At 74.7% G+C, this 4,724-nt stretch carries 3 protein-coding genes; 1 reads left to right on the top strand and 2 read right to left on the bottom strand.

The window, feature by feature from the left end; translation table 11 throughout:
* The coding region (locus tag G5C51_RS39895; RefSeq protein ID WP_338118484.1) for an MFS transporter at window positions 1-1,342 on the top strand (1,342 nt) is incomplete at its 5' end.
* Window positions 1,343-1,354: 12 nt separating this feature from the next.
* Here G5C51_RS39895 and G5C51_RS39890 read toward each other — a convergent pair.
* Both G5C51_RS39890 and cydC read right to left on the bottom strand, forming a co-directional pair.
* Window positions 1,355-2,983 carry a sensor histidine kinase gene (locus G5C51_RS39890; RefSeq protein ID WP_240930250.1) on the bottom strand — a complete coding sequence of 543 codons (1,629 nt, stop codon included), beginning with the start codon at window positions 2,981-2,983 and terminating at the stop codon, window positions 1,355-1,357.
* A gap of 22 nt (window positions 2,984-3,005) precedes the next feature.
* A partial coding sequence (cydC, locus tag G5C51_RS39885; RefSeq protein WP_165245499.1) for a thiol reductant ABC exporter subunit CydC occupies window positions 3,006-4,724 on the bottom strand: 1,719 nt, incomplete at its 5' end.

The following is a 4,724-nucleotide window of genomic DNA, read 5'->3' as shown; positions in this document are numbered from 1 at the left end:
CCCCGCCGCCGTCCTCCTCGCCACCTGCCTCGTCACCGTCGCCGCCCTCATGAACTACACGGCCGCGATGCTCACCCTCCCCGCGATGAGCGCCGAGTTCGGCACCCCGCTCTCCGCCCAGGCCTGGCTGCTCAACGGCACCCCGCTCGGCCTCGCCGCCGCCCTCCTCGTCGCCGGCAGCCTCGCCGACGACCACGGCCGCCGCCGCGCCTTCCTCATCGGCACCTTCGCGCTCGGTGCCACCACCGCGCTCGGCGCCCTGGCCGGCTCCACGCTCACCTTCACCCTGGCCCGTATCGCCCAGGGCATCGCCAGCGCTGCGGTCATCGCCGCCAGCCTCGGCCTGATCGCCACCGCCTTCCCGGCGGGATTCGCGCGCGTCCGCGCCACCGGCATCTGGGGCGCCTCGATCAGCGGCGGAATCGCCCTCGGCCCGGTGGTCGCGGCCGGGTTCGCCGAGCTGGACTGGCGGGCGGGCTACTGGTTCCTCGCCGCCCTCACCCTCCTCGGCGGCGCGCTCGCCGCCCGCGCCCTGCCCGAGTCCCGCAGCCCGCGCGGCGGCCGCCCCGACCTGCTCGGCACCCTCGCCCTCGGCCTGGCCCTCACCGCGCTGACCGGCGCACTCACCCTCGGCCGCGACGGCTGGCTGCGTACGCCGGTGGCGCTGCTCGCGGCCGCGGCCGCCGCGGGCCTGGCCCTCTTCGCGTACGCCGAACGCCGCGCCCCCCGCCGCGGCCGCGCCCCCGTCATCGACCTCGCGCTGCTGCGCCGCCCGGACTTCCTCGCCTCCGCCGCCGGCGCGCTGTTCACCGGCCTCGCGGTGATCGGCACCTTCAGCTATCTCTCGCCGCTGCTCCAGCAGACGCTGCAGATGTCCGCCATCGCCACCGCCTGGCTCTTCCTGCTCTGGGCGGGCACGTCCTTCGCCGTCGCCCTTCAGGTACGCCGCTTCGCCCACCGCCTGACCGCCCGCCACCAGCTGGCACTGGGCTTCGCCGGGCACGCCGCCGGCATCCTCGCGCTGCTCGGCGCCCTGGACGGCGGCTCCTGGCCGCGCCTCCTCCCCGGCCTGCTGATCGCCGGCGCGGGCAGCGGCCTGCTGAACGCCGCCCTGCCCCGTATCGCCGTCGACTCCGTCCCCGCCGAACGCGCGGCGATGGGCTCGGGCGCCAACAACACGGCGCGCTACATCGGTTCCGCGGCGGGGGTGGCACTCACCATCGCGGTGGCGACCTCCGCACCCGGCGGCCTGGCCCGCGGCGCGGACCTGGCCTTCGCCGTCTCGGCCGGCCTCGCGCTCGTGGGCGCGGCGGTGGTGCTCGTACTGAAGCCGAAGCACTGAAGCGGAGGTGAACTACTCCCCGTCCGGCAGCGACACCGGCACCTGCCACACCACCGACGTGCCGCCCCCGCAGTCGCCGAGCCCCGGCGCCGTCCACGCCGAGCCGCCGAGCGACTCCGCCCGCGCCTCGATGTTCCGCAGCCCGCTGCGCCGGGTGCCCTCCGCCGGGATGCCGACGCCGTCGTCCGCGACGGTGAGGCGGACCGCGTGCCGCCCGTCCGGCAGCCTCGCGGTGGCGTCGACCGAGACGCCGATCTGGCTGGCCCTGGCATGCCGGAAGGCGTTCGACAGCGCCTCCCGCAGCGCGGCCAGGAGATGCCGCCCGGTGTCGTCGTCGACGATCGCGTCCACCGCGCCGACGAAGGACGTCGACGGCTGGAACCCCAGCGGCGCCGCCGCCGTCGCCACCTCGCGCAGCACCAGCGCCCGCAGCCCGGTCGCCACCTGGGAGGGCTCCTGCTGCAGCGAGTAGATGGCGGTACGGATCTCCTGGATCGTCTTGTCCAGCTCGTCCACGGCCTTGTCGAGCCGGTCCTGCACGCTCTCCACCACCGATGACCGCCGCGCCCCCTGCAGCATCATCCCGGTCGCGAACAGCCGCTGGATGACGAGATCGTGCAGGTCGCGGGCGATCCGGTCGCGGTCCTCGTACACCGCGAGCCGCTCCCGGTCGCGCTGCGCCTCGTCGATCACGAGCGCGAGGGCCGCCTGCGAGGCGAAGCGGCGGGCGAGGTTCTTCTCCGCCGCGGTGTAGAGCGGCGCCCCCGGCGCGCGGGGGATGGCGAGCGTGCCCAGCACCCGGGCGCCGCTCACCATCGGCAGCATCATCGAAGGGCCGAAGCGCTGCGCCACCTTGGTGATCATGCGCGGGTCGTGGGCGGAGTCGTCGACGAAGACTGCCTCGCCGGCGGCGAGCTTCGCGGCCACGGGGCTGTACCAAGGCACCACGGTGCCGACCATGTCCTCGGTCCCTTCCCCGGCCGCCGCGACGATCTCCAGCCCGCCCTCGCCGTCGCCCTCCGCGTCCATCGGCAGCAGCACCACGCCGGCCGCCGCGTCCGCGAGCGTGCGCGCCTGCTCGGCGACGACCTGCAGCGCGTCCTTGGCGTCGGCGGAGGAGAGCAGGGCGGTGGTGACGGCGTTGGCGCCGTTGATCCAGTGCGCCTGCTGGCGGCTGGCCTCGTACAGCCGGGCATTGCCGATGGCAATGCCCGCCTCGGTGGCGATGACCCGTACGAGCTGCAGGTCATTACCGGTGAAGGTGCCCCCGTCGGCCTTCTCGCTCAGCACGATCTCGCCGAAGTTCTCGCCGTCCACCTCGATCGGGACGCTGAGCGAGGTCCCCGGCTCCTCCGGGATCTCGTCGAGCCGCTCCCGGTCCACCGTGTCGACGCCGAACGACGCGAACTCGTCCAGGTCCCCGCTCACCGAATCGATCACGACGATCGACGCGTACCGAGCCTGCACCAGCTCGGCGGCGGTCTCCGCGATCCGGTCCAGAGTGGTGTGCAGGTCGAGCCCGGTCCCGATCGACCGCATCGCCTCCAGCAGCTGCGATACGCGGGCGGTGAACTCGGGGGGCATGCCCTGCAGGCCGCGGGTGGCCTGGGCGGCGGCGTCCATCGAGTCCGGGCGATTCATGGTCATGAGCGTAATTTGTCGCTCATGGGGTGACCAGTTCGGGGTGTCCCGATTCGAGCTCGTGGCCGAGGGCGCTGCGGAAGGGCCCGTCGGCGCAGGCCAGGTCTTGGTACGTGCCGCGCTGCACGACGCGTCCGTGGTCGAGGACCAGGATCTCGTCGACCTCGTCGAGGCCGGTGAGACGGTGCGTGATCAGCACGGTCGTACGGCCCGCGGTGGCGGCGAGCAGGTCCGCGGTGAGGGCGTCGGCGGTGGGCAGGTCGAGGTGTTCGGCGGGCTCGTCGAGGATGAGGACGGGGAAGTCCGCGAGCAGCGCCCGGGCGAGGGCGAGGCGCTGGCGCTGGCCGCCGGAGAGCTGGGCGCCGTTCGCCCCTACGGGGGTGTCGAGGCCTTCGGGGAGGCCGCGCACCCAGTCGTCGAGGCGGGCTGCGCGGAGGGCGTGCCAGAGGCCGGCGTCGTCCGCGTCGGGGTTGGCGAGGCGGAGGTTCTCGCGCAGGTTGCTGTCGAAGATGTGGGCGTCCTGGGCGCAGAGCCCGACGATGCGCCGGACGGCGTCGGCGTCGTATTCGCCGAGGCTGTAGCGGCCTGCGGCCGGGTCGAGGAAGCGGAGGAGGGTGTTGGCGAGGGTGGTCTTGCCGGAGCCGGAGGGGCCGACGACGGCCACGCGGTGGCCGGGGGTGAGCGTGAGGCTCACGTCCTGGAGGGCGGGCGGCGCGTCCTGATAGCGGACGGTCAGGTTGTGGAGAGTGATCGGATACGGATCCGCCGGGGGCAGGCCCGTACCCTCCGCGGCCGGGATCGGTGTCTCCATGACCTCCCGCAGCCGCTCCTGCGAACGCTGCACGCGCATCCGCTGCTGGAAGGCGAGCGGCATGCCGTTCACCGCCTCGAAGGCGGCCAGGGGGGTGAGGACGACGGTCGCCAGCCAGACGCCGGAGAGCCGCCCGTCCGCGGCCGCCTGCGCGCCCGCGACAGCGGCGGCCGCGACCGTAAGACCGCAGGCCAGGGCGGTGAGGGCGGAGCCGAGGCCGGTGGCTGCCGCGCTGCGGCGGGCGATGCGGGTGAGCCGGCCGTCGATGCGCTCGACCTCCGCCAGGTGGCGGGGGAGCGCGCCGGCGACGGTCAGTTCCGCGGTGGCGCCGAGCAGATCGACCGTCCGGGTCGCCAGCTCACCGCGTACGGGCGCCACGGCCCGCTCGGCCCTGCGGGCGACGGTGGCCGCCACCATGGGCGCCAGCACCCCGGCCGCGAGGAGCCCGATCGCGAGCGCGAGCGCCGCTTGGGGCAGCAGCCAGGCCAGGAACCCGACGGCCGCGAGGCTCACCACGCCGGCCGAGACGACCGGCAGCAGCCACCGCAGATAGCGGTCCTGCAGCGCGTCCACATCCGATACGACGCGGGTCAGCAGGTCCCCCCGATGCCCCCGCAGCCCGGCCGGAGCCAACCGCTCCAGCCGCTGGTAGACCGCCACCCGTACCTCGGCCAGATGCCGCAGCACCGCGTCGTGCGACACGAGCCGCTCCGCGTAACGGAAGACGGCGCGGCCGATGCCGAAGGCGCGGGTGCAGGTGACGGCGACCATCAGATACAGGACGGGCGGCTGCTCGGAGGCGCGCGAGATCAGCCATCCGGATACGGCCATGAGCCCGACCGCGCTCGCCAGTGCGAGTGCGCCGAGGAGGCCGGCAAGTGCGAGGCGCGGACGCTGCGTGGCGGCCGGTGGGTCGAGGGGGGTGGGGGC

Source organism: Streptomyces coryli (assembly GCF_011044975.1).
Classification (GTDB): Bacteria; Actinomycetota; Actinomycetes; order Streptomycetales; family Streptomycetaceae; genus Streptomyces; species Streptomyces coryli.
Note: the sequence above shows the minus strand (reverse complement) of the source record. Positions and strands in the feature narration are given on the sequence as shown.